Source organism: Actinoplanes philippinensis (assembly GCF_900113015.1).
Lineage (GTDB): Bacteria > Actinomycetota > Actinomycetes > Mycobacteriales > Micromonosporaceae > Actinoplanes > Actinoplanes philippinensis.
On record NZ_FONV01000004.1, the window covers coordinates 238,277 to 263,187 of the forward strand.

Genomic DNA, 24,911 nt, shown 5'->3' on the forward strand with positions numbered 1-24,911 from the left:
AGTCATGCAAGTCGATGTAGTCGCCGGGTTTGCACGCTGCTGAGGGGGCGAGAGTCCCGGGACGGCTCTGCGCCGGCGCCCGACCCGCGCGACCGGAAAGAGAGATCGCGTGCACACCACATCACGGCGCTCCGGGCGCCGGCAGGCTCTCGCGGCACTGGCCGTCGCCGCACTGGCCGCGGGCGGCACGGTGGCCGTCAGCAATCCGCCCGCCATCGCCGCCGAGAGCACGCTGCGTGCCGCGGCGGCCAAGGCCGGGCTCTTCTTCGGCGTCGCCGCCTCGCCGGGGCGCCTCGGGCCGATCGTCGCGCAGGAGTTCAGCCAGCTCACTCCCGAGAACGACATGAAGCCCGACTCGATCGCCACGTCCAGCGGCGGGCTGCGCAACACCGGCAACGCGGACACGCTGGTCAACCACGCGCAGTCCAACGGCATGCTGGTCCGGGGCCACACCCTGGTCTGGCACTCGCAGGCGGGCCAGTTGCAGGGCGCGAGCCAGGCGACGCTCAACACCTTCATCGGCAACGCGATCACCCGCTGGGGCAGCCGGATCGCGTACTGGGACGTCGTCAACGAGGCGTTCGACGACAACAACACCGGCCGGCGCCGGACCCAGTGGCCGCACAGCCTGAGCCGGGACGCCAACGGCGACGGCGACTACGTGGACTCGGGTGACACCGATGTGATCCGGGAGTCGTTCCGGCGCGCCAAGGAGGTCGTCCGGCAGAACAATCTCAGCACCAAGCTGTGCATCAACGACTACGACGTCGAGGGGCTGACCGTCGGTGGCGGCGGGCGCAACAACAAGGCCCAGGCTCTGTACGACGTCGTCCGGGCGTACACCCAGGGCTCGGAGAAGCTGATCGACTGCGTGGGGTTCCAGTCGCACTTCAACGACAACCCGAACAGTGTCATCACCGCCGACCTGCAGGCCAACATCCAGCGGTTCGCCGACCTCGGGGTCGAGGTGCACCTGACCGAGGTGGACATCGACGACGACCTGAGCGGCAACGACATCGGGCAGGGGCAGGCCGACAACTATCGCAAGGTCGTCCGCGCCTGTCTGAACGTCGCCGGGTGCACCGGCATCACGGTGTGGGGCATCGCCGACAGCGAGTCGTGGCGCTCCTCCGAACGGGGCCTGCTGTTCACCGGCGGCAACGGCAACTACCAGAAGAAGGCCGCCTACCACGCGGTGCTCGACGAGCTGAACAAGGGACGGTCCGGCTCGTCGTCGGCCTCCCCGTCGGTGCCGGTGTCGCCCTCGATCCCGGTGTCGCCCTCGGTGCCGGTGTCGCCGAGCACCTCGACCGGCACCGCCGCGTGCACGGCCACGGTGTCGCTCGACTCCTGGACCGGCGGTTTCGTCGCGACCGTGCGGGTCACCGCGGGCCCGTCGGCGATCACCGGCTGGCGGGTCACCGCCGCCCTGCCGGCCGGCACCGGCGTCACCGGGAGCTGGAACACCGAGCGCAGCGGGGCGAGCGGCACGGTGCAGTTCGCCAATGTCGCCTACAACGGCCGGGTCGCCGCCGGGCAGTCCACCGAGTTCGGCTTCCAGGGCACCGGCACCGCCGCCGGCGCCACGTTCGCCTGCGCCGCCGCGTGAGGCCGGGGCCGAGGTGACACGCGGGCGGGTGGCCCGTGGTACGTGATGCCACCCGCCCGCGGCGTCGCCCGGGGATCAGGGGGTGCTGATGGCGGCCACGAGCCGGGCGATGTGTTCGGCGCGTTGCTCGCGGGTGGCGGGGCGGCCGGGCACGCCGGGGCGCTGCTGCCACGGGTGCGGGCCGGACGGGTGGCGGTATTCCACGCCGAACGCGTCGAGCCGGGCCAGGTGGTGGGTGAGCCGGCGTTCGAAGTCGTCGAACTCCCCGCCGGCGGGGCTCCACAGCGTTTCGGCGACCGCGCAGAGGCGGGGGAAGAGCAGGTAGTCGACGGTTCGCGGGGAGTCGGCGTGTTCGGTCCACATGGCCGCCTGGCCGCCGAGGACGTGGCGGGCCTCGTCGGGGGTGAGTTCCGGCGGCACGGGATCGAACGCGTAGACGTCGCGCAGCCCGAGCGGGATGGAGACCGGGATCGGCTCGGTGGGCAGTTCCGACTGGCGGTAGTCGAGATAGACCTTGTCGTCGGGGCAGGACACCACGTCGAAGCCCCGGCGGGCGGCGGTGACGGCGCCGGTGCTGCCGCGCCACGAGGCGATGGTGGCGCCGGGCGGCAGGTCGCCTTCGAGGATCTCGTCCCAGCCGAACGGGCGCCGGCCGGCCGCGGCGAGATGGTCGCCGAGGCGGCGTACGAACCAGGCGTGCAACTGCTGCTCGCGGGTCAGTCCGAGGGCGGCCATCCGCTGCTGGGTACGGGGGTCGTCGCGCCACTGGTCCTTGGGGCACTCGTCGCCGCCGATGCCGATGTACGTGGACGGGAACAGTTCCATGATCTCGTCGAGCACACCGGTGAAGAAGTCGACGGTGGACTCCTCGGCGTTGAGGATGTTCCGGTTGACGCCCCATCGTGTCCACACCTGCTGCGGCGCCCCCGTGACGCCGAGTGAGGGGTAGGCGGCGAGCGCCGCCTGGACGTGGCCGGGGGTCTCGATCTCCGGCACCACGGTGACGAACCGCTGGGCGGCGTAGGCGACGATCTCCCGGATGTCGTCCTGGGTGTAGTAGCCGCCGTGCGGGCGTCCGTCGGCCGGGCCGCCGCTGACCGCCCCGACCTGGCTCTCGTGCCGCCACGCCCCGACCTCGGTGAGCCGGGGGTGGCGGCGGATCTCGACCCGCCATCCCTGGTCGTCGGTGAGGTGCAGGTGCAGGGTGTTGAGGCGGTGCATGGCCATCAGGTCGACGATCCGCAGCACGTCGTGTTTGGGCAGGAAGTGGCGGGCGACGTCGAGCATCAGGCCGCGCCAGGCGAAACGCGGGGTGTCGTACACCTGCATCGAGGGGATCGCCCAGCGGTGACCGACCCCGGGGGCCTTGCGGTGCACCGCGGGTGGCAGCAGTTGCAGCAGCGCCTGGCAGCCCCAGAAGACCCCGGCCGGCCCGCCGCCGGTGATCACCGCGCGGTCGGGGGTGACCCGCAGCCGGTACGCCTCGGCGTCGAGATCCGCGTCGAGCGCCAGCGTGACGGTGGCGTCGGTGGCGACGCGGGGCAGCGGCAGGCCGGTGGGTGGCCGCAGCGCCGACTGCAGCCAGGTGAGGACGCCGTCGAGGGCGGCCGGCGCGGCGACGGCGCTGTGCCGGTCGAGCAGGAGTTCGCCCTGGCCGGGGACGAGAGTGTGCGGACGGGGTGTCAGCAAGGCGGGACCCTAGCCCTTCACGGCGCCGGCGGACATGCCGGCGACCAGGTTGCGCTGGATGATCAGGAAGAACACGACGACGGGGGCGGCGAAGATGACGGACGCGGCCATCTGGGCGCCGAAGTCGGTGCCGGTGTGCGGGTTGGTGAACGAGGCGAGCCACACCGGCAGGGTGTAGCGGGCCTCGTCCTGCATGAACGTGTAGGCGATGAGGTAGTCGTTCCACGCCGCGATGAACGCGAAGATGCCGGTGGCGACGATCCCGGGCGCGACCAGCGGGAAGAGGACGCTGACCAGGGTGCGCCAGGTGGTGGCGCCGTCGATCTGGGCGGCCTCCTCGACCTCGGCGGGGACGGCGACGAAGAAGCCGCGCATCACCCAGATGGAGAAGGGCAGGACGGTGGCGACGTACGCGAGGATCAGCGCCGCGTAGGTGCCGAGCAGATCGAGCCGGTTGAACATGGTGAACAGCGGGATGAGCATGGCGGTGGCGGGCAGCATCTGGACCGCGAGGATGACCACCATGATCGCCCGCCGGCCGGGGAACCGGAATCGCGACAGCGCGGCCGCGGCGAAGATGCCGAGCACGATCGAGGCGGCGACGGTGACGGCGACGACGATGACGCTGTTGCCGAGGTTGGTGAGGAACTGCGGCTGGGTGACGGCGGCGGTGAAGTTGCCGAGGGTCGGGTGGTGCGGCCAGAAGTGCGGGTCGGGCGTCATCACCTCGGGCCGCGGTTTGAAGGCGGTGTTGACCATCCAGTAGACGGGGAAGAACCACACGAGGCAGAAGACGGCGGCGATCGCGTTCTTCACAGGTCCTCCCCGGCGTTGAGCAGGTTGCGGATGTAGACGGCGGTCAGCGCGAGCAGCAGCAGCGTGGTGACCACCGAGATCGCCGCCCCGTTGCCGATCTTGAAGCCGACGAACGCGGTCTGGTACGTGAAGACGCCGAGGGTCGCGGTGGCGTCGTCCGGCCCGCCGCGGGAGATCAGCCAGATCTGGTTGAACACGTTGTAGTCCCAGATCACCGACAGGATGGTGACCAGCAGCAGGGTGGGCCGCAGGAACCGCAGCGTGACGATCCGGTAGACGGTGATCTCGGAGGCGCCGTCGAGCCGGGCCGCCTCCTGGTGCTCGTGCGGCACCTGGGTCTCGGCCGCGTTGAGGGTGAGCGCGATGAACGGGACGGCCTGCCAGACGATGAGCAGCCAGATCACCACGTAGGCGAGGACCGGGTCCTGCGCCCAGTTGAGCCCGGCGGTGTCGCCGAAGACGCCGAGCATCCAGTTGACGACACCGTATCCGGGCTGGAACAGCCAGTTCCAGACCAGCGACGACGCCACGTTCGGCATCGCCCAGGCGACGATCAGGACGACGGTCACCGTGGTCCGCCAGCCGCGGCCGAGGCGGGTGAGCAGGTGCGAGACCCCCATGCCGAGCAGTACGCTGCCGGCCACCATCGCCGCGGTGAACACGACGGTACGCGCCAGCGAGGCCCAGAAGGCGGGGTTCCGCAGCAGCGTCGTGTACTGGTCGGCGCCGACGAAGCCGTAGGCGCCGGTGAACAGGGTGCGCTGGCTGTAGTCGGTGAACGAGGTGTAGACCAGGAACCCGATGGGCGCGAGCGTGACCACGGCCAGGACCAGGGCGGCCGGGCTGAGCAGCAGGTACGGCGCCGGGTCCCGCCGGCGGCGCGAGCGCGTCACCGGCGGGGCGGTCGGGGCGACTGTCACGTCGCGCGGGGCGGTGGCGGTCCTCACTGCCCGGCGAGGGTGGTCTCGAGGTGGGCGTCGAACTCCGTACCCGCGGCTTGGGGCGTCTTGGCGCCGGAGGCGACCGCGGCGAACAGCTGGTTGATGCTCTTGTCGCCCTCGATCGTGGACCACTGGGCCGCGGCCGGGGTGGCCTTGGACGACAGGGCGCCGCCGAAGAAGCCCTGCTGCTGCTCGGTGAGTCCCTTGGCCTGGGCGGCCTGGATGCCCTCGGTGCTGTTGGGGATCCAGCCGTCCTTGCCGAACACGAACTCGTCTTGCACGGCCGGGCTGCCGGCGATCTTCACCCATTGCAGGGCCAGGTCGGGGGCGTCGCTCTTGGCGGCGATGCCCCAGTCGGAGCCGCCGAGCATCACCGGCTGGGTCCTGCCGGAGGTGCCGGGGAACGGGAAGGTGCCCAGGTCCTCGGCCTTGATCTGCGGGTTCGCCTTCCGGATGAGGCCGATCGAGCCGCTGGTGGCCAGGATCGCGGAGGTCTTGCCGTCGGCGAACAGCTGCGTCTGGTCGGGGGTGATGGTGTCCAGCGTGCGTGACGCCGCGGTGGAGTACGTGTTCTGGAACGCCTTGAACTCGGCGAGGCCCTTCTGCCCGGCCGGGGTGGAGAAGCCGCCCTTCCACGTCTTGCCCTCGGCGGTGGCGATCTCGCCGCCGGCGTCCCAGAGGAACTGCAGTCCGGCGAACCAGTACTGGCCGGGCAGGTAGAACGGGGCGAAGTCGGCGGCCGGGTTCTTCGCCTTGACCTTGTCGAGCGCGCCGGTCAGCTCGGTGTAGGTCGCCGGGACCGCGGTGACCCCGGCGGCGGCCCAGGTCCTCTTGTTGTAGATGACGGCGCGGGCGCCGGCGAAGCCCGGCACGCCGTAGAGGGCGCCGTCGACGGTGGCCGGGTTCTCCAGGCCGGCCAGCCAGGTGCGGCCCTGCTGCAGGTCGGCCTTGTGCGCGGTGAGGTCGAGCAGGCCGCCGTTGGCGGCGAACCCGGGCACCTGGGTGTTGCCGAGGTCCAGCACGTCGGGGGTGCCGCTGGTGGACAGCGCCGTACTGATCTTGGTGGTGATGCCCTCCCACTGCTGGATCTGCAGGTCGACCTGGGCGCCGGTGGCCTCGGTGAACCGCTTGTTGATCTCCTGCAGGGTGACGTCGGTGTAGTCGCCGTCCATCACCCACACGGTGAGGGTCCGGTCCTTGGGGTCGGTGGTGGCCGCGGTGCCGCCGGAGCAGGCGCTCAGGGCCAGCAGGGTGGCGCCGAGTGCGGCGGCGACGGAGGTGGATCTATGTGACATGCGCGCTCCTTGGCGGTCATGTTTTTCACAGCTTGCCGTTGCCGATGAAAATTACGACCGCCAGCAGGGCTAGTCAATAACTGTTGGCTATGTTTCCATTTCGCCATGAAGCTGGTGGTGGGCGTCGATGCGGGCGGGACCTGCTCCCGGGCCGTCGTGGCGACCGTCGACGGGGAGGTCGTCGGCCGCGGGCTGGCCGGGCCGGGCAACCCGCTCGCGCACGGTCCGGAGCAGGCCGCCGCGCAGGTCGCGGCAGCGGTCCGGCAAGCGCTCGGCGGGCACTCCCCCGCCCTCGTCCTGGCGGCCGTCCTCGGCATCGCCGGGCCGGCGGGCACCGGGCCGTTCGCGGCCCAGCTGCGGATCGGCGGGCCGGTCACGGTGGTCGGCGACGCGGTCACCGCGTTCGCCGCCGGCTCCGCGGCCCCGGCCGGCGCGGTGCTCATCGCCGGCACCGGGGCCATCGCCGCGGCGGTTCACGACCATCAGGTGGTACGCACCAGCGACGGCCTCGGCTGGCTGCTCGGCGACGAGGGCTCGGGACGCTGGCTCGGGTTGCAGGCGGTGCGTTTCGCGGTCCGCAACTGGGCGCGCCCGCTCGCCGCGCGGGTGGCCGACCATGCCGGGGTGGGCCGCTCCGACGACCTGGTCTACTGGGCGCAGGCGCTGCCGTTCACCGCCATCGACGGCCTGGCGCCGATCGTGTGCGCGGCCGCCGCCGACGGCGACCCGGACGCCGGCGCGATCGTGGACGCGGCCGTCGCGTGCCTGCTGCGGACCCTCGCCGACCTGGGTCAGGACGGGCCCGTCGTGCTCGCCGGAGGGCTGCTCGCGGGCGGGTCACCCGTACAGCGCGGGGTGTTGACGGCGTTGGCGGATCGCGGCCTGCGACCGCGTCTCGGTCTGGACCCGGCGGCCGGCGCCGCGTGGCTGGCGGCCCGCCGGTTCAGCTCGCTGGCGCCGGACCGCCTGCATCAGGCCCTGCTCCTGCCGGACACGTCGCTGTCGGCCCGGCTCACCACGGCGGGCCGGACGGCACGGCCGGACAGCGCCGGCCGCCGGACCGGATGACGGCCGGAGTCGGTGACATGCAAGATCACCACTACGGTGGTCGCGTGACATCAGATCCCTTCACCACGCCGGTGGACCCCTACCACCCGCCGCTCGGCGAGACGCATGCTCCGTTCGTACCGCCGCCGGAGGCGGACCCTGCGCGGGGGGACGGCGACCGGAGGCAACGCGGTCTGCTGCGCATCGTCATCGGCCTCGCCGTGGTGCTCTGCCTCGGCGCCGCGGTGGTGGCCGGGCAGCTGTGGCCGGCGGAGGAGACGGCGGCGAAGCCGGACGCGTCCGCCGCGGCGTGGCCGGACCTGCCCGCGCTGCCCGGCAGCGCCGAGACCGGCCTGCGCGCTGCCGACGGCGGTCCGGCGACGCAGATCCGGTTCGTCAACACGACCGGCGGCAAGGTCGTCATCGCGTGGCTCGGTTACGACGGCAAGCGCTCCGACTACGCGACCCTCGATCCGGGACAGACGTACGAGCAGCAGACGTTCGTCGGCCACGTCTGGGTGGCGGCGACAGTGGACGGCGAGGCGATCGCGGTGTTCCAGCCGACCGCCCAGCCGGGCCGGGCCGTGATCGGCCAGCGGCCGGAGTAGAGCCGGGCCATCGCGTCGATCGTCTCGCGCAGATGGGCGACCAGCCCGGGCGGCCCGACCGCCCGGGCCTCGGCGCCGAGGCGCAGCAGCGAGGCGGCGGCGTGCGACAGCGCGCGGCGGCGTGCGACAGCGCGCGGCGGCGTGCGACAGCGCGCGGCGGCGTGCGACAGCGCGCGGCGGCGTGCGACAGCGAGGCGGCGGCGTGCGGCAGCGACGCGGCGGCGTGCGGCACGTTCTCCAGCGGGATGGTGGCGTGGTGCCAGCCGTCGGCGTCCGGCCCGGTGCGGGTGCGCGGGCCGGTGATCGACGCGACGCGGTAGGTGCGCGACGGCCCGGTTTCCGGCGGCGACCAGACACCGCACCCCGGCGCCGGCCCGCTCCGCCCGCCGGTGTTCGGCCGCCTCACCGGCGGGCGCGGCGACTTCCACGGCGACGACACCTGGTCGGGGCGTCCGATCCGGGCGCATTTCGTGTGGTCCGGCATCACCGCCGGCGCAGCCCGCCGGGAGCGGCGTTTCACCCTCGACGGCGGCCACCCCGAGGTCTCCGGCCGCCGCCGGATCGTTTTCCGGCGGCGCAGAACCATCCTCCGGTACGGCCACGCATGCTCGTCCGTGGCGGACAACGCCCGGCCGAACCGGTCGAGGTGGAACACCACCGTCGCACGGGTGCTCAGCCACCCGCGCCCGTCGCGCCGGCTCGGGCCCCCGATCAGAGCCGTCCGTCCCGAAGTCCCGAGGCCCGCGCAGACTGTCCGCGGTGACCGACAGGCACCTGGCCGGCGCGTGGGTGCGTCATCGCGGTGGCGGTCGGCTCCGGCCAGATACGCCGGCACCTGCACGAATGCCGTGGGTCCGCACCCGGAACCGGTTGCGCGGCGGGATCGGCAGCGCCCGGTCAGTCCTTCTTCTGCGAGCACACGAGACACGTCGGCGCCGGTGAGGACTCGCCCGCACGCGGCGGAAGCGGTGACAGACGCCCGATACGGGCTGCTCGACTTCGTCGACGCCTCCACGAGCACCCCGCGTCACAATGTCAATGCAGGATTGACATATAAAGTACCGCTCTGCGTTGACCCGCCGGAATGGTGCTCCCTAGCCTGAGCCTCTCAGACTCAACTCAGGGAGAGCGGCGTGACAGGATTGACCCGCGTGGCACGAAACCGCAACGCGACGGCGTATCTCGCGGCGGTGCTCGTGTCCAGCTTCGGGACCAGCGCGATGATGCTGGCCGCCGGCATCTGGGTGATGTCGCTGACCGGTTCCAGCAGCCTGGCCGCGTGGGTCGGCTTCCTGCTGTGGTCGCCGACACTGGCCGGCCCGGTGCTCGGCGCGATCGTCGACCGGGCCCCCGACCGCCGCCGCGTGATGATCGGCACGCACGTCGCGATGGGCCTGTTGCTGCTGCTCCTGGTGACTGTCGACGACCGTACCGACGTGTGGTTGATCTTCGCCGTGATGGTCGCCTATGGGGTCGGTTTCGTGGTGTCGGACGCCGCCGAGACCGCCGTGCTGCCGGCCGCCATCGCCGCCGACCTGCTCGGCGACGTCAACGGGCTGCGGATGTCGGCGTCCGAGGGCATGAAACTGGCCGCCCCGCTCATCGGCGCCGGACTGTTCACGTGGTTCGGCGGGGCGAGCGTCGCCGTCCTCGACGCGGTCACGTTCTTCGCCGCCGCCGTGCTGTGCCTGCTGCTGCGGCCCGGCCCGATCGTCCACACATCGGAGACCACCGCGTGGCGGCAGCGCACTGCCGAGGGCGTACGCGTGCTGTGGAAACACCGTGAGCTGCGCCGGATCGTCTTCTCCGCCACCGCTGTGATGGCCGTCGGCGGTCTGGCCGGCACCACGATCTACGCGGTCGTCGACGAGGGCCTGCACCGTACGCCCGCGTTCGTGGGCGTCCTGTCGGCGGTGCAGGGCGCCGGCTCGGTCATCGGCGGGCTGCTGGCCGGCCCGCTGCAGCGCCGGTTCCGTCCGCACGTGTTCGTCGGCGCCGCGATCGCCGTCTTCGCCGCCGGCGCCGTGCTGCGCGCCGTGCCGTCCCTGCCGGTGGTGGCGGTCTCCAGCGTTCTCATCGGGGTCACGCTGCCGTGGGTGCTGATCGCCGTCGCCACCCGCGTGCAGAGCGACATTCCCGCCGCCTACCTGGGCCGGGTCTCCGGCACCGTAGCCCTGCTGACGTTCGCGCCCGGCGCCGTCGGCCAGGCGACCGGCGCGTCCCTGCTCGCCCTGACCGACTACCGCCTCATTCTCGCCGCGGGCGCCACCGTCGCCGCGGTGACCGCCGCGCTGTGCCTACGCCCGCTCCACAGCCCCGAGTCCCCGCGGGACGAGACGACAGCGACACCGAACCTGCCCCACCACGACGAAACACCGCGCCCCCCTGCGACAGCAGCACCGGACTGGGCCTGCGGCGACGAATCATCGCGGGACGGGGTGCCGACGGCACCGGACTCAAGCCCGATCCACCGCGAGGAATCATCGCTGGACCGGGTGAGGGCTGAGAGCCGACAGCCCCCGCAGGCCCGGGATCGGTGATCGGAGCAGCCACAGGCAGGACAGCATCCCGCCGACTGCCGCGATCAGCAGGGTGGGACGCAGCCCGAGAGTGCTGCCGAGCAGGCCGCCGGCCAGCGCGCCGAGCGGCCGCGCGCCGTAGTTGACCGTGCCGAAGACGCCCGCCACCCGGCTGCGCAGGTCGTCGGCGATGACAGCGGTCTGGACCGAGTTCAGATTGATGTCGAAGACCATCACGGCCACCCCGGACACCGCCTCGGCCAGCGCGATCACGGTGGCGATCATCCAGTCGGGGCCACCGGCCAGCGCGATCGCCGCGGTCGGGGCCGGGAAGAGGATCGCGCCGGCCACCACCATCCGGCCGACACCGAACCGCGCGGAGAGCCGGGGAGCGACCACCGCGCCGACGACGGCTCCGACCGCACCGATCCCGAACGCGAGGCCGATCAGCCCGGCCGGCAGGCCCAGCTCGCGGCTGACATACAGGACGACCAGCGCCTGCGCGATGAAGCCGAAGAAGTTGACGGTGGTGACGCAGGCCAGCGCCGCCCGCAGGTACGGATGGTCGCGCACGTAGCGCAGCCCGGCGCCGAGGTCCGCCGCCAGCGAGGACCGTGGGCCGACCGGGGCCGGCGCCGCCGTGATCCGGCCGAGGAACAGCGCCGAGACCAGGAACGACACCGCGTCGACGACGATCGCGACGGGAGCGGTCAGGGCCTGGATGAGGAAGCCGCCGACGGCCGGCCCGGCGACGAACGACGCCGATCGGCTGGTGCTGAGTTTGCTGTTGGCGTCGACGTACCGGTCGCGGTCGACGAGGGTCACGAAGAACGAGGAGTACGCGCAGGAGAACAACACCTGTCCCACGCCGGTCAGCAGCGCCACCGCGAACAACTGGGGCAGGCCGAGAGCCCCGCACCAGTAGGCGACCGGCAGGCTGAGCAGCGCCGCGGCACGCAGCAGGTCGGCGGCGACGAGCAGCCGCCTGCGGTGGGCCTGCCCGTCGACCCAGGCGCCGACGAGCGCGGAGAGCAGGTTGGGCGCCCAGACGGCGGCCGTCAGCAGCCCCACCTCGGCCGGTGTGGCGGCGAGCATCGTGGCGGCGATCAGCGGGAGCGCCAGCTCACTGATCCGGTCACCGAACTGCGAGACGGTCTGGCCGGCCCAGAATGCGGTGAACCGCCGGTCGCGCCACAGCGGGCTGCTGTCCATGCTCATCACCGGGCCTCGGGCAGGTAGCTGCGCAGGATCCGGACCCGCCGGGCATCCGCCGGGGTGTCCTCGTCGGCGCGTCGCGTGTAGACGGCCAGCAGCTCGTCCATGTCGTGCTGGAGCCGCTCGAGCTCATCCGCGGTCAGCCGGACACCGGTGTTCGCAACGCCGGACAGCCGGCGCCACGGGTGGTCGAGCTCCGGTTCGGTCTCGGCCCACCAGCGGTCCGTCTGCTGCCGTGCGGTCTGCTCCAACTGGGTGGCCAGGGCCCGCCGGGCGGTCTGTGACTCCTCACTCGCGGACGAGTCGACGGTGAACCCACGGGCGACGGCCTTCCAGTAGCGCTGCCGCCGGTCGGCCGGCACCTCTCCCGGGTCCGCGTCGGTGACCAGGCCGAACGTCGCGAGGTGCCGCAGGTGCCAGCTGGTCACCGAGGGGGTCGCCCCGACGTGCGCGGAGAGCTGCGTGGCGGTCATCGGGCCGTTGCGCTGCAGGGCGGTCAGCGCGGCGAGGCGCACCGGGTGGGCGAGCGCCCGCATCGCCTGCGGGTCGGTGATGGTCACGTCACCGAAAGGATTCGTGAGAGACATGTTTCGAGAGTAACCTCTCACATTGCAGCGGTAAAGCATCGTCTGTTCAGCCGATCAGGCCATCCGCCTGATGGGCGCACAGGCCACTCGTTCGGGGATACGCGTTTGGCGCCGGTCGTCTCCGCCTACGATTCGAAGCGCTGCCACTGCGATTAGCGGGGCACTTCCCCACGCCATTCTTCGGCTAGCCGGAGCGGGCCGCGGGAGCAATTCACGCCAGCCGAAACAGGGAAGACCAAGCAGCTCAGAGCACCTGTCATGGTCTGACCAATAAGGATCAGACCGTTGGCGGGAAGTTTTCCCAAAGCAATGTTTCAGCCCGCAGCGCCACGAATTCAGGTAATACTTGAACGGGTTCTCGAGGACCGCTATCCATCACCTCAATTTCGAAAGGCAGATCGTCATGTCCATTGCATCCCTGCCCCGCACTCTCGGTGCCGCCGCGCTCGCCGCCGCCGGTCTCGCCGCCGGCCTGGCCGCCCCCGCAGCCGCACAGGCCGCCGCGATGCCGGGTGACCGCAGCGTCATGATCACCTTCAACAACCACACCGACCTGCGCCTCAGCCTGAGCGACAAGGACATCGCCGACGGCGACTGGACGAAGGTGCCGCCGAAATTCATCAAGCCCCTGTCGAAGGTGAAGTTCGGCTCGGAGTCGTCGGACGACCAGGGCGGCACCGAAGCGACCGTCACCTACGACAGCCTGTACGGCGAGGTCGTGATCTACTGGCGCAACCCGTGGACGAGGCAGAACAAGGTCACCTGCGACGCGCCGGACGAGCTTGAGTGCGAGGTCAACGGAGACGGCTTCGCCGCCCACATCAAGCCGGTCATCGACCTCACCTACGCGGACTGACCGCGGACACCGTCGCCGGCTGCGGGCTCTCGGTGTCCGGCGACCTCAGGTCCACCGGTGGGAACGGCGAACGCCTACCACCGGTGGGACCGGACGCGACACAGGAACGGCCGGATCCGCGACCCGAAGGTCAGCGGATCCGGCCGTTCCTCCGATTTGCGTGGAGGCGGTCACGCCACTGTCCGTACCCCGTCCTAGGAACCTGGACCGCAGCTTTCGGTACCGTGATCGGAATGCGGTTCGAGCAGCTGGAATACCTGACCGCGGTGATCCGGCACGGATCGCTGCGCCGCGCCGGGGAGCGGCTGCACATTTCGCAGTCGGCGCTCAGTGAGGCGATCAGCGCGCTGGAGCGGGAGCTGGGCGTGCCCCTGCTGGAGCGGCACCGGGCCGGGGCGCGGGTCAGCCGGGAGGGGCAGGATCTGCTGCCGCTGATGACCGAGATCCTGGCCGGGGTGGCGCAGCTGAAGGCCGCGGCCCGCGATCACGCGCGGACGATTAGGGTCGGCACGGTGAACGCGGGCACGTCGTCGCTGCTGGTTCCTGCGGTCCGGGAGTTCGGGGCCGGGCATCCGGGCACGGCCGTGGACGTGGCGACGCTGCTGCAGGCCGAGATCCAGGAGCGGCTGATCGAGGGCCGGCTCGACGTCGGGTTGATCAACGCGTTCCCGGGTGACGAGCTGCCCGCCGCCCTGGAGAGCACGGTGCTGCTGCGCGGTGTGCCGGCGGTGTGCTGCCGCACCGATGACCCTCTGGCCGCGCAGACCACGGTGACTGTCGCGGATCTGCGCCGGCGGCCGTTCGTGGCGATGCGTCCCGGCTATCTGATGCACCGGCTGGCACAGCGGCTCTTCGGTGACGATCCCCCGCCGGAGACGTTCTCGACCGACGGCGCCGAGATGGGCAAGACGCTGGTGGCGACCGGGACGGGCCCGACCATCCTGCCGGACTACAGCATCGCCGGCGATCCTCTGGAGACGGCCGGGGTGATCACTGCTCGGCCGCTGGCCGAGGAGGTGCCGCCGGTGATGATGCTGCTGGTCCGGCGGCGGTTCGACAGGGTTCCGGCGGCGATCGCGGACTTCGAGGAGACGATCGTACGGCTGGCCCGTTCGGTGTGACCGATCACGTGTTCGGCGTCTCCGGTCACCCACCCTCTTGCATAACCTGCAAAACCTAGCGAGCCTATGGAGTATGGCTCTGAAGTTCCACTGGTTCCTGCCCACCAACGGCGGCGACGGACGGCACGTGGTCGGCGGCGGTCACGGCCTCGCGGCCGGCAGCTCCGGCCGGCCCGCCGACGTGGCGTACCTGACCCAGGTCGCCCGCGCCGCCGAGGACAACGGTTTCGCCGCCGCGCTCACCCCGACCGGCGCCTGGTGCGAGGACGCGTGGCTCAGCACGGCGATGCTCAGCCAGACCACCCAGCGCCTGAAGTTCCTGGTGGCGTTCCGGCCCGGTCTGGTCTCGCCGTTCCTGGCGGCGCAGATGGCCGGCACCTTCCAGAACATGACCGGGGGCCGCCTGCTGCTCAACGTGGTCACCGGCGGCGAGAGCCACGAGCAGCGGATGTACGGCGACCACCTGGACAAGGACGCCCGCTACGCCCGGTGCGACGAGTTCCTGCAGATCGTGCGCCGGCTGTGGGCCGGGGAGACCGTCGACTTCCACGGCGAGCACCTGCACGTCGACGCCGCCACGCTGGGCCAGATCCCGGATCCGCTCCCGGAGATCTACTTCGGTGGTTCCTCCCCCGCCGCGGGCCTCGTCGCCGCCAGGCACGCCGACGTCTACCTGACCTGGGGCGAACCACCGGACGCGGTCGCCGAGAAGATCGCGTGGATCCGCGGGCTCGCCGCCGCACAGGGCCGGACGCTCCGGTTCGGCATCCGGATGCACACCATCACCCGCGACACCGCCGCCGAGGCCTGGGCCGAGGCCGACCGGCTGCTCGCCGGCATCGACCCGGCCACCATCGCCACGGTGCAGCAGGGGCTGCGCCGGTCCGAGTCGGAAGGCCAGAAGCGGATGCTCGACCTGCACCAGGGCCGCACCGACAACCTGGAGATCCATCCCAACGTGTGGGCCGGGGTCGGGCTGGTGCGCGGCGGCGCCGGGACCGCGCTGGTCGGCAGCCACGAGCAGGTCGCCGACCGGATCGCCGAGTACGCGTCGCTGGGCATCGAGGAGTTCGTGCTCTCCGCCTATCCGCACCTGGAGGGCGCGTACTGGTTCGGCGAGGGGGTGCTGCCGATCCTCGCCGAGCGCGGACTGTGGAAGGACGAGCGCCCGGCCCGGTGGCGCGGCACGACGATGCCGTTCGCCGCCACCGGGCGCACAGCACGCTGATGGGCTCGTTCACCACCAACCAGGACCTCGATCCGGCACGCCTGCGTCAGGCGTTCGGGGTCTTCCCCAGTGGCGTCGTGGCCGTTGCCGCGGCCGTCGACGGGACCCTGACCGGGCTGGCCGCCAGCTCGTTCACCTCGGTCAGCCTGGACCCACCACTCGTGTCGGTGTCCATCGCGAACACCTCGAAGACCTGGCCGGACCTGCGGCGCGCCGAGCACCTGGGCGTGACCGTGCTGGCCGCGCACCACGGCGAGCTGTGCCGGCGGCTCGCCGGGCCGGTCGGGCGCCGTTTCGACGACGCCGCCGTGTCGGTCACCGCGACCGGGGCGGTGACCGTCGACGACGGGCTGGCCCGCTTCGACTGCTCGATCTACCGCGAGGTGGAGGCCGGCGACCACACCATCGTGCTTCTGCGGCTGCACGCCGTGGAACACAGCGCGGATGCCGACGGCGGGCCGCTGGTCTTCCACCGGTCCGGATTCGGGCGGCTCTCCCCGTACCACGGAAAGGACCTCTGACATGCCCACCTCACGCCGTCGCCTCCTGATCGGCGCCGCGGGCGCCGCCTTTCTCGCCGGCTGCGGCAGCGAGGACACCGGATCCGCCGCGCATTCCGGGAAACTGCGCATCGGCTATCAGCGATTCGGCGGGCTGAGCCTGTCGAAGGCGCGCGGCGACGCCGCGGACGCCGAGTGGTCGCTGTTCGAGAGCGGGCCGGCGCTGACCGAGGCACTCAAGGCCGGAGCGATCGACGTCGGTCAGACCGGAGAAGCGCCGCCGATCTTCGCGGCCGCCGGCAAGATCAATTTCAAGATCATCGGTACGAGCGAACCGGTCCCCCAGGGTGAAGCAGTGCTGGTCAAAGCAGACAAGGGCTACCGGACCTTCGCCGACCTGAAGGGACGGACGGTCGCGCTGAACAAGGGTTCGAACGTCAACTGGCTCCTGGTGAAACTGCTCGAACAGGCCGGTCTCAGAATCACCGACATCAATGTCAAATACCTGAAACCGGCTGAGGGGCGACCCGCCTTCGACTCCGGCCAGGTCGACGCGTGGATCATCTGGGACCCGTATTTCGCGCTCGCCGAACAGCCCGGAGTGCAGATTCTCGCCGACGCCACCGGCCTGGCCGACAACCGCGAATACCTCCTCGCCGCCCCGGACGCGGTCACCGGGAAAACCGCCCTGATCAAGGATTTCCTGACGAAATACCGGGCCACCACCGACTGGGGCATCGCCAACCCGGCCGAACGCGCGAAGATCCTCGCCCCGGAACTCAAGATCGACGAGCCGACCACCACCCGGGCGCTGGCCCGCAGCGCCAAGCCGCTCGCCCCGATCACCCCGGAGATCGGCGCCGAGTTGCAGACCATCGCCGACGGGTTCACGAAACTGGAGCTGATCCCCGGCCAGGTCGACATCAGGTCCCGCATCGACGAGCAGTTCAACCAGGCGTTCCTGTGACCACGACGGCCCCTCCCCCGGTCCTCGGGACACCGCTGCCGGCCCGGCAGCGCCGGTCCCGAGGGCCCCGTCGCCGGTACCGGCTGGTCAGCCCGCTCGCCCTGCTCGTGCTCTGGGAGGCGGCGGCGCGGACCGGCCTGCTGCCCGCCGACAAGGTGCCCGCGCCGAGCCTGGTCGCCGCGACCGGGTGGCGCCTGGCGGCCGACGGGTCGCTGTGGGAGCACCTGGTCAGCTCCCTGTCGCGGGCCGGCATCGGGCTGGCCATCGGCGGGACGCTGGCCGTGGCGCTGGCCGCCGCGGCCGCGCTGCTGCGCCTCGGTGACGACATCGTCGACCCGCCGGTGCAGATGGCCCGCATGCTGCCGCACCTGGGCCTCGTCCCGCTGCTGATCATCTGGGTCGGCATCGGCGAGGAGCTGAAGATCAGCCTGGTCGCGCTGGGCAGCTTCTTCCCGCTCTACTTCAACACGTACGCCGGGATCCGCGACATCGACCAGCGGCTGGTCGAGGCGGCGAAGACGTGCGGCCTCGACCAGTGGCAGCGCCTGCGGCACGTGGTGCTGCCCGGCGCGCTGCCGTCGCTGTTCCTGGGCCTGCGGCTGGCCATCGGCGCGGCGTGGCTCAGTCTCGTGGTCGGCGAGCAGGTCAACGCCCAGACCGGCATCGGCTTCCTGATGATGGAGGCCCGCGAGTTCGCCCAGACCGACGTGGTCGTGTTCGGGCTGCTCGTCTACGCCGCGCTCGGCCTGCTCTCGGACACGCTCATCCGGATCGCGGAACGGAGGACCCTGGCATGGCGACGTGGGCTGCAGGCGACCTGACGGTACGGGTCACCGGCCTGCGACGATCGTTCGGCGACACCGTCGTGCTGGACGGCGCCGACCTGACCGTCGGGCCGGGCGAGGTGGTGGCCCTGCTCGGCGGCAGCGGCTCGGGCAAGAGCACCCTGCTGCGCGCCCTGGCCGGGCTCGACGCCGAGGCGACCGGGCAGATCACCGTGCCCGCCCACTACGGCGTGGTGTTCCAGGAGCACCGGCTACTGCCGTGGAAGCGAGTGATCGACAACGTGGCACTGGGCCTGATCGGCACCGACCCGCGCGGCCGGGCGCTGGCCGCGCTCACCGAGGTCGGCCTCGGCGACCGCGGCGGGGCGTGGCCGGCCGAGCTGTCCGGTGGCCAGGCACAGCGGGTCGCGGTGGCCCGGGCCCTGGTCCGGGAACCGGAGCTGCTGCTGCTCGACGAGCCGTTCGGGGCGCTGGACGCGCTCACCCGGCTGCGGATGCAGCAGCTGCTGGAACGGCTGCGCGAACGGCACGGGTTCGCGGCGCTGCTGGTCACCCACGACGTCGACGAGGCGCTGCTGCTCGCCGACCGGGCGCTGGTGCTGGACGGCGGCCGGATCGCCGAGGAGATCCCGGTGACCCTGCCCAAGCCCCGCCACCAGGACGATCCGGGCTTCGGCGGCCTGCGCCGCCGCCTGCTCGACCGGCTGGGGGTGCCCGTTCCCTGACCGTTTCGGCTTAGTGGCCGCCCTCACATGCCGAAGTTCTCAGTGTGTGGGGTTTGAACCGGCTGAGCATCAAACTGCGGCTGATCCTCTGCGTCCTGCTGATCACCGGGGTGTCGCTGGTGCTCGTCGCCACCGTCATCACGCGGCGCAACCTGTCCGAGGCACGGCAGTCCGGGTTCGCGTACGCGCAGGAGATCGCCGTGCGCAACGCCGCCGGCCTGCAGGTGCAGCTGATGACGGCGCTCGGCAGCGCCCGCGACCTGAGCGGGACGATGGCCACCGCGTCGCTCTCCGGCGCCGATCGGAGCGATGCCAACGCGATGCTGCGTACGCTGCTCGACCGGCATCCGCGCTACTTCGGCGTGTGGGCGGCGTGGGAGCCGGACGCATACGACGGCCGCGACGCCCGGTACCGCGGCAGTGACGCCCGGCACGACGCCAGCGGACGGCTCGTGCCGTACTGGTACCGCGACGGCGACACGATCAAGTCGACGGTGCTGACGTCGTACACCGAGCAGGGCGCCGGCGACTACTACCTGATCGCGCAGAAGTCCGGCGAGGAGAAGGTGCTCGAGCCGTACGCCTACGAGGTCGGCGGCAAGAGTGTGCTGATGACGTCGCTGGCCGTGCCGATCGTGACCGGCGGCAAGGTCACCGGGGTGGCCGGCATCGACGTCACCCTGGAGGACATCACCGCGGCGCTGGCGACGATCAGGCCGTTCGGCACCGGCACCGCCATGCTGATCAGCGGCGGCGGCCTGCTCGTGGCCGGCGGCGATCCGGCGCAGGCCGGCAAGCCCGCCGACCCGGCCGTGGCCGCGCTGGCCGGCGACGCCGTCGCCGAGGGCGCCCCGGTCCGGCGGCTGATCAGCGGCGACCCCGAGCAGGTGCAGATCGCCGCGCCGCTGGCCATCGGCGCCACCGACACGTGGTCGCTGATCGTGACCGTGCCGACCGCGACCATCCTGGAGTCGGCGTACGGTTCGCTGACGATCAGCCTGTGGATCACCGCGGCGGTGCTGCTGGTCTCCGCGGTGATCGCCCTGCTGGTGGCCCGCGGGGTGGTCCGGCCGATCGAACGGCTCCGGGACCGGATGGCCGAGATCGCCGACGGGGACGGCGACCTGACCCAGCGGGCGACGGTCCACGGCGACGACGAGGCCGGACAGCTGGCGGGCGCGTTCAACAGGTTCGTGGACAAGGTCGCCGGCACCGTCCGCGGGATCGCCGGGTCCGCCGCCGAGGTACGGGCCGCCGCCGACCGGCTCGCCGACGGCACCCACCAGCTCAGCGCGAACGTCGTGCACGTCTCCGACAACCTGGGCACCGCCGCCGAGGCCACCCGGACGGTCAACGTCAGCGTGCAGTCGGTGGCCGCCGGCGCCGAGGAGATGAACGCCGCGATCGCCGAGATCGCCGGCAACGCTGCCCAGGCGGCCCGGGTCGCCAACGACGCCCGCAGCGCCGCGGAGACCACCAACGGGCAGGTCGCGCAGCTCGGCACCGCGACCGAGGAGATCGGCGACGTGGTCCGGCTGATCACCAGCATCGCCGAGCAGACCAACCTGCTCGCGCTGAACGCCACCATCGAGGCGGCCCGGGCCGGGGAGATGGGCAAGGGGTTCGCGGTCGTCGCCGGGGAGGTCAAGGAGCTGGCCCAGCAGACCGCCCGGGCCACCGAGGAGATCACCGCCCGGATCACCGCGATCCAGGCGATCAGCTCATCGGCGGCCGCCGCGATCACCGAGATCGTGCAGGTCATCTCCACGATCGGGGACTACACGACGTCGATCGCGTCGGCGGTCGAGGAGCAGACCGCGACCACCCAGGAGATGAGCCGCAGCGTGTCCGAGGCGGCCGGCAACACCGGGCTGGTCACCGGGGCGATCTCCGACGTCGCCGACTCGGCCCGCGACGCCACGGCGAACGCGCGGACCGGTCAGGAGGCCGTCGCCGACCTCAACCGGCTGGCCGGCGAGATGACCGCGATCATCGACAACTTCCGCTACTGAGGCACCGGACGGTCGAGCTCGGCCAGTTCCTCGTCGAGCAACTCGGCCAGCCGGGCGTACCGCTCGGGGTGCTCCTCCCGGGTGATCCGGCGGCTCGGCATCTCCACCGTCATCAGCAGGTAGAGGTGCAGCCGGTAGAGGCTCAGCCGCCGCAGCGCCGGGGCGTCGAGGCGGACCTCGCCGTAACCGCGCAGGAACGGGTGGTCCGGTTCGTCCTCGATGCGGCGGAACAGGGCGGCCGAGGTGAAGTCCAGCAGCGGGTCGCCGTAGAGGAACCTCTCGCCGTCGACGAAACCGGTCAGCCGGCCGTCGTCCACCAGCAGGTTGCCGTCCCAGCCGTCGAAGTGCAGCAGCGCCGGGCGTCGTACCGTGTCGAGCAGCGCCTCGTGGCGGTCGACCAGAGCACGGATCCGGCCGGGCGTCGCGGGCAGCGCGACCGCCCAGTCGGCGGCGTCGTCGAGCAGGTCGCCGATCATCGCGCGGAAGGCCCCGGACCAGGTCGCCGCGCCGGTGCGGCCCGCGTCGTAGCCGAACCGGTCGCCGGTCAGCCGGTGCACCCGGGCCAGCGCCGCGCCGAACGCCGCCCGCACCGGGGCGTCGTCGACCTCCGGCCCCGCCATGGCCAGGTTGACCCCGGGCAGCCGCTCGGTGACGAGCAGGTCCGCGTCGGCGAACAGCACCCGAGGCACCGGCACCTCCGGCGCCTCGGCGGCGAGCCGGCGCAGGTAGCGGGCCTCGGCGGCGATCATGCCCCGCTCGTAGCGCAGCAGACGCGCCTCGGGCCGCGGGCCGACCTTGACCACCACGTCGGCGCCGTCGTCGAGGCGCGCCGCCCAGACCGTCGCGAAGCCGCCACCGGCCAGTGGCCCGGCCGCGGCCACCCGCCGACCGGGCAGGGCGACGGCGATCGCGCGATCGATGTCGGTGGCGTCGAGGACACGCTGGGTGGGGCTCGCTCCGGTCACCGCGCGACCCTATCGGCTCCGCTACCGGGCCGATGTCAGGCGGTGCAGGGCGGCGCGGGCCGGCGGGCCCCACGTCGCCTTGCCCCCGGGCCGGCCGTGCACGCCGTTGTCGCCGATGAGCAGGCCGCTCAGGACACGGGCCATCGCCCAGCCGCGGGCCCGGCGGCGGGTGGCGGCGTCGGCCGCCGGCCGGTAGGCGGCGTAGAAGTCGTCGACGCCGCCGTCCGGCAGCAGCAGCCAGGCGGCGGACAGGTCGTAGGCCGGGTCGCCGGCGCACAGGTCACCGAAGTCGACGATGCCGCAGAGCCGCCCGCCCCGGGTGACCACGTTCGCCGGGTGCAGGTCGGCATGCAGCCACATCCGCGGACCGGCCCAGGCCGGCGCGGTGACCGCGTCCTGCCAGACCGCGCGGACCGCGTCCGGGTCGTCGATCAGCCCGCGCTCCACGGCCAGGGCCACGCCGCCGGCGAAACCGTCGGAACGCTCGGCCAGCGGGCCGCCCCGGTCCTGTCCGGCGGGCGCCTCGGCGGGCGCCGGGCGGTGCAGGGCGGTCAGGAACGCCGCCAGGGACCCGGCCGCGGCGGGATCGGTCACCGGCGCGCGGTCGGCGGGCTCGCCGGGCACCCAGGTGGTGATCAGCCAGGGGCGGGGGAAACGCGCGGACGGCACCCCGAGCCGCTGCGGCACCGGGACCGGCAGCGGCAGGCCCGGCGCCAGCCGCGGCACCCAGGTGTGCTCGTTGAGCAGCAGCTCGTCGGTGTCGGCGACCACCCAGGGCAGCCGGACGGCCAGGTCGTCACCGAGACGCCACACCTGATTGGCCCATCCCCGCGCGCCCAGCCGGACCGGTCGGCCGGCGAGGTCGGGATGCTGCTCCCGCACCAGGTCGTGGACCAGGGCGGCGGTGATGTCGAGAGTGGAATGGGTCATGGCGGCAATCCTGGCCCATCCGGCGGGCGACCGGCTCCCGGCAAGGCCGGGGACGGCCACCTCTCGGCCGCGGACGTTCTCCGGCCGATCAGCCGGGACGGCCGCCCGCATAGTGCCGGGCGATCGCCGCGAACGCGGCCTTGGGCTCCCACGGCAGGCCGGGGTACGTGTCGCCGGTGCGGCCGTCGAGGACCTTGACGATGCCGGGGCTGGCCAGGTCGAGGTCGTCGCGGGGGTCGCCGCCGGGCCGGTGCGGGAAGTCGTCGAGCGCGAACAGGTACGCGAAGGCGCTGTCCACCCCCTCGCTGTCGAAGATCTCGAGCAGCTCCCGGAAGTAGGCGGCCTGCCCCTCCTCGTCACGCTCGTAGTGCCCGTCGAGCCGCAGTGGCGCTCCGGTGACCGGGTCGTTCTCGACGATCTCCATGCTGCGCGGCGCCACGTCGGCAGCGCCCCGCCACGCCGCCGTGCCGAACCCGGTGACGGCGACCGGCTTGGCCCCGGCGGTGACCGCGCGGACGGCCTCGCGGAACTGCCCCGCGACCTCGGCGCTGCGGATCAGCTCCAGCGTGACGATGTCGAACAGGTCCCAGTCGACGTCCTCGAACGGGATCGCCGCGTAGGTGACCGGCCCGTGGAAACGCTGCCGGACGGCGGGGACGACCTCGCGCAGGAAGTCGCCGAGACGGGCGCGGGCCTCGGCGACCCGGCCCGCGAACAGCTGGGCGATGCGGTCCTCGAGGCTGTCGCCCTCGAGGAAACCGCGGTTCATGATGGTCAGCTCGACGCCGGTGACCAGGACGACCGCGGCGCCGGTGGCGCGCAGCCGCTCGGCCCGGTCGGCGCAGTCCAGGAAGAGCGAGTGGATCTGATCGGGGGTGAGGCCGAGGGGGTAGGGCGAGAACCACACCTCCAGGCCGAGCCCGGCGGCGATCCGGGCCGCCGCCTCCAGCCGGCCGGGGTCGCCGCCGACCAGGTGGACGGCGTTGCAGTGCAGGTCGTCGCGGATGAGGGTGAGCTCCCGCCGGACGCGGTCGAGGTCGAGCGGCGTGGCCGGGGTCAGGAATCCGGTGTTGTAGGCGATGCCGTTGGCGCGCATGCCGCCACCGTAACAGAAACTTGCGTGCACGCAATTTTGCGTGTGCGCACCCGGGATGGCAGAGTGACAGCATGAACGATGCCTCCGGCCTGCGTGAGCGCAAGAAACGAGCGACCCGGGAGGCCCTGCAGTCGGCGGCCTTGCGGCTCGCGCTCGCCCAGGGGCCGGAGAATGTCCGGGTCGAGGAGATCGCCGAGGCCGCCGGGGTCTCCCCGCGGACGTACAACAACTATTTCTCCAGCCGCGAGCAGGCGATCGTCGCTGCGGTCGCCGCCGACCGCGCCGCCCAACTGGCCGCGGCGGTGACCGGCCGCCCGGCCGGGAGCGGTCTCGCCGACACCGTGATCGACGCGGTCGTCGCGTCCTGCACCGACCCCGGCGACCACCCGCGCGGCGCGCTGCTGATGATCGCGACCACTCCCGCGCTACGGGCCTGCTACGTCGACGCGGTCACCTCGATCGAGGACACGCTCGCCGGGGCCGTCACCGCCCGGCACCCCGGCATCGACCCGCTGACCGCTCAGGTCCTGGCCGCGGCCGTCGGCGCGGCCACCCGGATCGCACTGCGCCGGTGGCTGCACGCCGCCACCGTGCCGGCGTCGATGCCGGGCTTCGTCGTGCCGGCCGGGTCGCTGCCGGACGGGATCCGCACCGCCCTGACCCCGCTCGCGCCGGCCCTCGACGCCGCGGCCCTCGACGCCGCGCCCGATGAGCCCGGCCCGATGAGCCCGGCCCGATGAGCCCGGCCCGATGAGCCCGGGCCGGCGCGGGTCAGATCCTCCGGCGCAGTTCGGCGACACCCTCGCCGGAGAGGTCGTCCAGGGCGGCCCGCCGGCCGGTCAGGCCGAGCAGCAGCGCCTCACCGGTCCCGCGGATCACCGGCCCGTCCCCCCAGGCCCAGTCCAGATCGGCCGCCTCGAACCGCAGCCCGGCCGGCCGCCTCCTCGGCACGAACCCGACCGCCCTCCCGCCGACCAGGAAGTCCAGCGAGATCCGCAGCCGGTCGGGACGCAGGTCGTGCGGCAGGCCCAGCGGGCGGCGGATGTCCTGCCCGTGCACCTGCAGGTCGGTGAGCTGCCCCGGGTACCCCACGATCGGCGGCTTGAACGGATCCTCCGCGTGCTCGCGCAACAGCGCCGCCAGCTCACCGGCCGGCCGCCGGGCCATCCGGGCGGCCAGCCGGGCGTTCGCCCGGTGGATGTCGAACCCGCTCCGGACCACGAGCAGCAGTGCGGCGCCGCCGGACGCGGCGACCGCCGCGACGAGGTGGCCGGCGACCTCCTTGACCGTCCACGCGCCGCACAGGCTGCGGGTGGCGAGCTGATGCGGGCTCAGCGACTCGACGAGGTCAGCGGTACGGCGGCGCTCCTCGGCGATCATCCCGGTGATGTCCACCGAGG

At 72.4% G+C, this 24,911-nt stretch carries 24 protein-coding genes; 14 read left to right on the forward strand and 10 right to left on the reverse strand.

Annotated features, from left to right (window positions below):
• Positions 1 to 109 precede the first annotated feature (109 nt).
• A complete protein-coding gene (locus BM290_RS11400) occupies positions 110 to 1,609 on the forward strand; it encodes an endo-1,4-beta-xylanase (RefSeq protein ID WP_093612913.1) in 1,500 nt (499 codons plus the stop codon).
• 75 nt (positions 1,610 to 1,684) lie between these two features.
• On the opposite strand, the gene BM290_RS11405 is transcribed toward BM290_RS11400, so the two are convergent.
• Genes BM290_RS11405 through BM290_RS11420 form a run of 4 tightly spaced genes read right to left on the reverse strand, consistent with a single transcriptional unit; the run spans position 1,685 to position 6,350 of the window.
• Complete coding sequence (locus BM290_RS11405; RefSeq protein WP_093612915.1) at positions 1,685 to 3,298, reverse strand: beta-N-acetylhexosaminidase; 1,614 nt, start codon at positions 3,296 to 3,298, stop codon at positions 1,685 to 1,687.
• Positions 3,299 to 3,307: 9 nt separating this feature from the next.
• Entirely contained in the window at positions 3,308 to 4,114 is an 807-nt protein-coding gene (locus BM290_RS11410; protein WP_239143503.1) for a carbohydrate ABC transporter permease, read from the reverse strand.
• The gene (locus BM290_RS11415) at positions 4,111 to 5,061 is read right to left on the reverse strand and encodes a carbohydrate ABC transporter permease (protein ID WP_203779305.1); all 951 of its coding nucleotides are present in this window, start codon (positions 5,059 to 5,061) and stop codon (positions 4,111 to 4,113) included. Before BM290_RS11415 ends, BM290_RS11410 begins: the two co-directional genes overlap by 4 nt.
• The gene (locus BM290_RS11420) at positions 5,058 to 6,350 is read right to left on the reverse strand and encodes an extracellular solute-binding protein (RefSeq protein WP_093612917.1); all 1,293 of its coding nucleotides are present in this window, start codon (positions 6,348 to 6,350) and stop codon (positions 5,058 to 5,060) included. The genes BM290_RS11415 and BM290_RS11420 overlap by 4 nt, the downstream gene beginning before the upstream one ends.
• A 105-nt stretch (positions 6,351 to 6,455) precedes the next feature.
• On the opposite strand from BM290_RS11420, the gene BM290_RS11425 reads away from it, so the two are divergent.
• The 4 genes from BM290_RS11425 (at position 6,456) to BM290_RS11440 (ending at position 10,545) form a co-directional block, all read left to right on the forward strand.
• Positions 6,456 to 7,418, forward strand: coding sequence for a BadF/BadG/BcrA/BcrD ATPase family protein (locus tag BM290_RS11425; protein ID WP_093612919.1), 963 nt, complete (start codon positions 6,456 to 6,458; stop codon positions 7,416 to 7,418).
• A 44-nt stretch (positions 7,419 to 7,462) separates the two neighbouring features.
• Complete coding sequence (locus BM290_RS11430) at positions 7,463 to 8,005, forward strand: VHL beta domain-containing protein (protein ID WP_177319660.1); 543 nt, start codon at positions 7,463 to 7,465, stop codon at positions 8,003 to 8,005.
• Positions 8,006 to 8,037: 32 nt separating this feature from the next.
• Positions 8,038 to 8,325, forward strand: coding sequence for a hypothetical protein (locus tag BM290_RS11435; protein WP_093612923.1), 288 nt, complete (start codon positions 8,038 to 8,040; stop codon positions 8,323 to 8,325).
• A gap of 813 nt (positions 8,326 to 9,138) precedes the next feature.
• The gene (locus BM290_RS11440; protein ID WP_203779304.1) at positions 9,139 to 10,545 is read left to right on the forward strand and encodes an MFS transporter; all 1,407 of its coding nucleotides are present in this window, start codon (positions 9,139 to 9,141) and stop codon (positions 10,543 to 10,545) included.
• On the opposite strand, the gene BM290_RS11445 is transcribed toward BM290_RS11440, so the two are convergent.
• Both BM290_RS11445 and BM290_RS11450 read right to left on the reverse strand, forming a co-directional pair.
• Positions 10,486 to 11,736 carry an MFS transporter gene (locus tag BM290_RS11445; protein WP_239143502.1) on the reverse strand — a complete coding sequence of 417 codons (1,251 nt, stop codon included), beginning with the start codon at positions 11,734 to 11,736 and terminating at the stop codon, positions 10,486 to 10,488. The genes BM290_RS11440 and BM290_RS11445 overlap by 60 nt on opposite strands.
• 5 nt (positions 11,737 to 11,741) lie before the next feature.
• Positions 11,742 to 12,326, reverse strand: a complete 585-nt coding sequence (locus BM290_RS11450) for an ArsR/SmtB family transcription factor (RefSeq protein ID WP_093612927.1) — start codon at positions 12,324 to 12,326, stop codon at positions 11,742 to 11,744.
• 403 nt (positions 12,327 to 12,729) lie between these two features.
• Between BM290_RS11450 and BM290_RS11455 the strand changes: the two genes are divergently transcribed.
• The 8 genes from BM290_RS11455 to BM290_RS11490 all read left to right on the forward strand — a co-directional run bounded on the left by BM290_RS11455 (position 12,730) and on the right by BM290_RS11490 (position 20,520).
• Positions 12,730 to 13,182, forward strand: coding sequence for a hypothetical protein (locus tag BM290_RS11455; protein ID WP_093612929.1), 453 nt, complete (start codon positions 12,730 to 12,732; stop codon positions 13,180 to 13,182).
• A 233-nt stretch (positions 13,183 to 13,415) separates the two neighbouring features.
• Entirely contained in the window at positions 13,416 to 14,303 is an 888-nt protein-coding gene (locus tag BM290_RS11460; protein ID WP_093612931.1) for a LysR family transcriptional regulator, read from the forward strand.
• Between the two features lie 73 nt (positions 14,304 to 14,376).
• Positions 14,377 to 15,531 (forward strand): LLM class flavin-dependent oxidoreductase, encoded by a 1,155-nt coding sequence (locus BM290_RS11465; RefSeq protein ID WP_093612933.1) that lies wholly within the window; start codon positions 14,377 to 14,379, stop codon positions 15,529 to 15,531.
• Positions 15,531 to 16,052: a flavin reductase family protein gene (locus BM290_RS11470; RefSeq protein ID WP_093612935.1), complete on the forward strand. Its 522-nt coding sequence runs from the start codon at positions 15,531 to 15,533 to the stop codon at positions 16,050 to 16,052. Before BM290_RS11465 ends, BM290_RS11470 begins: the two co-directional genes overlap by 1 nt.
• 1 nt (position 16,053) lies before the next feature.
• Complete coding sequence (locus BM290_RS11475) at positions 16,054 to 16,998, forward strand: aliphatic sulfonate ABC transporter substrate-binding protein (RefSeq protein ID WP_093612937.1); 945 nt, start codon at positions 16,054 to 16,056, stop codon at positions 16,996 to 16,998.
• Positions 16,995 to 17,819: an ABC transporter permease gene (locus BM290_RS11480; protein ID WP_093612939.1), complete on the forward strand. Its 825-nt coding sequence runs from the start codon at positions 16,995 to 16,997 to the stop codon at positions 17,817 to 17,819. The genes BM290_RS11475 and BM290_RS11480 overlap by 4 nt, the downstream gene beginning before the upstream one ends.
• The gene (locus BM290_RS11485; protein WP_093612941.1) at positions 17,792 to 18,508 is read left to right on the forward strand and encodes an ABC transporter ATP-binding protein; all 717 of its coding nucleotides are present in this window, start codon (positions 17,792 to 17,794) and stop codon (positions 18,506 to 18,508) included. The genes BM290_RS11480 and BM290_RS11485 overlap by 28 nt, the downstream gene beginning before the upstream one ends.
• A gap of 53 nt (positions 18,509 to 18,561) precedes the next feature.
• Positions 18,562 to 20,520: a methyl-accepting chemotaxis protein gene (locus BM290_RS11490; protein ID WP_093612943.1), complete on the forward strand. Its 1,959-nt coding sequence runs from the start codon at positions 18,562 to 18,564 to the stop codon at positions 20,518 to 20,520.
• Here BM290_RS11490 and BM290_RS11495 read toward each other — a convergent pair.
• The 3 genes from BM290_RS11495 to BM290_RS11505 form a co-directional block, all read right to left on the reverse strand.
• On the reverse strand, positions 20,514 to 21,485 hold the full coding sequence (locus tag BM290_RS11495; protein ID WP_239143501.1) for a phosphotransferase family protein: 972 nt from the start codon (positions 21,483 to 21,485) through the stop codon (positions 20,514 to 20,516). The genes BM290_RS11490 and BM290_RS11495 overlap by 7 nt on opposite strands.
• A gap of 21 nt (positions 21,486 to 21,506) precedes the next feature.
• Positions 21,507 to 22,415, reverse strand: a complete 909-nt coding sequence (locus BM290_RS11500; RefSeq protein WP_093612945.1) for an aminoglycoside phosphotransferase family protein — start codon at positions 22,413 to 22,415, stop codon at positions 21,507 to 21,509.
• A gap of 88 nt (positions 22,416 to 22,503) precedes the next feature.
• Positions 22,504 to 23,511: a glycoside hydrolase family 113 protein gene (locus BM290_RS11505; RefSeq protein WP_093612947.1), complete on the reverse strand. Its 1,008-nt coding sequence runs from the start codon at positions 23,509 to 23,511 to the stop codon at positions 22,504 to 22,506.
• Positions 23,512 to 23,582: 71 nt separating this feature from the next.
• Here BM290_RS11505 and BM290_RS11510 point away from each other — a divergent pair, with 71 nt between their 5' ends.
• Positions 23,583 to 24,251, forward strand: a complete 669-nt coding sequence (locus tag BM290_RS11510; protein WP_093612949.1) for a TetR/AcrR family transcriptional regulator — start codon at positions 23,583 to 23,585, stop codon at positions 24,249 to 24,251.
• 31 nt (positions 24,252 to 24,282) lie between these two features.
• Here the strand turns inward: BM290_RS11510 and BM290_RS11515 are convergent, their stop codons facing one another.
• A complete protein-coding gene (locus BM290_RS11515) occupies positions 24,283 to 24,906 on the reverse strand; it encodes a maleylpyruvate isomerase family mycothiol-dependent enzyme (protein ID WP_203779302.1) in 624 nt (207 codons plus the stop codon).
• Positions 24,907 to 24,911 lie beyond the last annotated feature (5 nt).

What these genes read in the sequence shown, in the direction of transcription:
- BM290_RS11420 (WP_093612917.1), bottom strand. Translation starts at nt 6,350, where the DNA reads ATGTCACATAGATCCACCTCCGTCGCCGCCGCACTCGGCGCCACCCTG.
- BM290_RS11425 (WP_093612919.1), top strand. Translation starts at nt 6,456, where the DNA reads ATGAAGCTGGTGGTGGGCGTCGATGCGGGCGGGACCTGCTCCCGGGCC.
- BM290_RS11435 (WP_093612923.1), top strand. Translation starts at nt 8,038, where the DNA reads ATGGGCGACCAGCCCGGGCGGCCCGACCGCCCGGGCCTCGGCGCCGAG.
- BM290_RS11445 (WP_239143502.1), bottom strand. Translation starts at nt 11,736, where the DNA reads ATGGACAGCAGCCCGCTGTGGCGCGACCGGCGGTTCACCGCATTCTGG.
- BM290_RS11450 (WP_093612927.1), bottom strand. Translation starts at nt 12,326, where the DNA reads ATGTCTCTCACGAATCCTTTCGGTGACGTGACCATCACCGACCCGCAG.
- BM290_RS11455 (WP_093612929.1), top strand. Translation starts at nt 12,730, where the DNA reads ATGTCCATTGCATCCCTGCCCCGCACTCTCGGTGCCGCCGCGCTCGCC.
- BM290_RS11460 (WP_093612931.1), top strand. Translation starts at nt 13,416, where the DNA reads ATGCGGTTCGAGCAGCTGGAATACCTGACCGCGGTGATCCGGCACGGA.
- BM290_RS11465 (WP_093612933.1), top strand. Translation starts at nt 14,377, where the DNA reads ATGGCTCTGAAGTTCCACTGGTTCCTGCCCACCAACGGCGGCGACGGA.
- BM290_RS11470 (WP_093612935.1), top strand. Translation starts at nt 15,531, where the DNA reads ATGGGCTCGTTCACCACCAACCAGGACCTCGATCCGGCACGCCTGCGT.
- BM290_RS11475 (WP_093612937.1), top strand. Translation starts at nt 16,054, where the DNA reads ATGCCCACCTCACGCCGTCGCCTCCTGATCGGCGCCGCGGGCGCCGCC.
- BM290_RS11485 (WP_093612941.1), top strand. Translation starts at nt 17,792, where the DNA reads ATGGCGACGTGGGCTGCAGGCGACCTGACGGTACGGGTCACCGGCCTG.
- BM290_RS11500 (WP_093612945.1), bottom strand. Translation starts at nt 22,415, where the DNA reads ATGACCCATTCCACTCTCGACATCACCGCCGCCCTGGTCCACGACCTG.
- BM290_RS11505 (WP_093612947.1), bottom strand. Translation starts at nt 23,511, where the DNA reads ATGCGCGCCAACGGCATCGCCTACAACACCGGATTCCTGACCCCGGCC.
- BM290_RS11510 (WP_093612949.1), top strand. Translation starts at nt 23,583, where the DNA reads ATGAACGATGCCTCCGGCCTGCGTGAGCGCAAGAAACGAGCGACCCGG.